The organism is Ruegeria sp. K3 (genome assembly GCF_056531845.1).
Map to the genome: position 1 here is coordinate 1 of NZ_JBQFMM010000032.1, position 2019 is coordinate 2019.

Consider the following 2019-nt stretch of genomic DNA (forward strand, 5'->3'; position numbering starts at 1 on the left):
GGTGTATCGTTGTCGATGATGTCGAGCGTACCCGATACCGTGGCCCCGAGTGCAACCCCCGCAGACGGGTTCGATATTGTGAAGGTGGCCGTCTCGAGCCCCTCGATATCCGCGTCATCCGCCACATTGAGTACGACGCTGGCCGAGTTGTTCCCGTCCTGAATGGTTATTGAGGCAGGGACTGCCGTCGTGAAGTCCGAGGCCGTAATCCCATTGCCGCTCAGACCAAGATCGAAGGTCTGATCGCCAATCACGGCGAGTGAGGTAGTCACCGTGATCGTCACCTGCGTACCGTCATCTTCAGAACCGACCGATGGGGTCACGGAGAGGTTGGCAACAGGCGTCGTGCCGGCGCTGTATTCCAGATAGATCGGAGCCGTAACTGCACCCAGCGGAAGGTCGTTGTTGCTTGTATCAATGACACTGGCCACAAATCCCAGCGGAAGCTGATCTTCTCCGACAAAGTCGTAAAGGGCGATATCAGCAAAATCAAACAGGCTGGTAATATCCTGATTTGTACCATCAAGCAGGACATCCACAGTCTGGAATTCGACGGCGTTGTTTGCCGGAAAATCTTCAGCCCCAAGAGCCGCAAGCTGCGCATCAAGTTGTGATTTGTAAGGTTCGGCGAAGTTGTTGGCTACTGGTTGAATGAAACCTTTGGTCAGAACGATCCGCGCGGTGGCACCGGCAGGTCCGCTGACAACAACTGTCGGGCCGGTGACGTCATATGTGCCAATCTCTCCTTCGGAGAGGCCATTTACACTGAGCTGGACGGCCGTGTTTGGAGCAGCCTGATCTGCCAGGCCAATCGAGCCACCCTGGGATCCATCACTCTGAAGTTGACCTGTCGCGGTAGTGCCATCGGCGAAGGTGATTGTGAACGAAGACCCGATGAGCTCCGCGCCGGATACGCCACCCACATCCCACGAGGGCGAAGAACCGCCGTCAAGCGTCGATTTTTGAGATCCGGCAACGGAATTCGGGTCCATATCAACGGAAAAGCCAAGCGTCTCTCCGCTCTCAAATCCGCCATTTACTAGCGGATCAAAGGTGAGCACTATCCCGGAATACCCAGCCGTTCCTCCGGCTCCGATGTAAGATGCATTTGTCGGAGCCTGTACGCCGGTGTTTCCATTGGTATTGATTTGAAGCGCTTTGGAGATCGTGTCACCTGCGAGGCCGAACGGGTCAAATACGCTATCCGGATAAAGCGCATTTGTTACATCAATCTCAATGGACGAAATTGTTTTTGATCCGACATTTGTCAGGACAAACGAGTTATTTCCATAGTTGGAAATCTGGACGTTGTTAGCCCCAGCATTGACTGACAGTGTGGCTGCACCGTTATTCGTCTCGCTCGGATCATCCGCAACGGTCACCGCAATGTCTTGCGTGACTGTGTTTGTGCCGTCGAACGCGCTGATGGTCACGTTATAGACGTTGTCGTCACCAACATCGGTGGGGGCTTCGAAATCCGGAGCCGTCAGAAAGCTAAGCGCTCCGGACGTCGGGTCGATTATAAAGAGACCGGCATCCGCGCCACCTGCAATGGCGAACTGGATTGCATCATCCTCTGGATCGGTCGCGCTGACCGTGCCAACGGCGGTCGTATTCTCGATAACGCCAAAAGTCGAAGACGAAGTAAAGCTAGGCGCCTGATTGGGGGGTGTATCGTTGTCGATGATGTCGAGCGTACCCGATACCGTGGCCCCGAGTGCAACCCCCGCAGACGGGTTCGATATTGTGAAGGTGGCCGTCTCGAGCCCCTCGATATCCGCGTCATCCGCCACATTGAGTACGACGCTGGCCGAGTTGTTCCCGTCCTGAATGGTTATTGAGGCAGGGACTGCCGTCGTGAAGTCCGAGGCCGTAATCCCATTGCCGCTCAGACCAAGATCGAAGGTCTGATCGCCAATCACGGCGAGTGAGGTAGTCACCGTGATCGTCACCTGCGTACCGTCATCTTCAGAACCGACCGATGGGGTCACGGAGAGGTTGGCAACAGGCGTCGTGCCG

Annotated in this window: 1 protein-coding gene; it reads right to left on the reverse strand. The window is 55.6% G+C overall.

What is annotated here, in order from left to right; translation table 11 throughout:
• On the reverse strand, positions 1-2019 hold a 2019-nt coding region (locus ACR0MP_RS21985; RefSeq protein WP_480893919.1), incomplete at both ends, for a beta strand repeat-containing protein.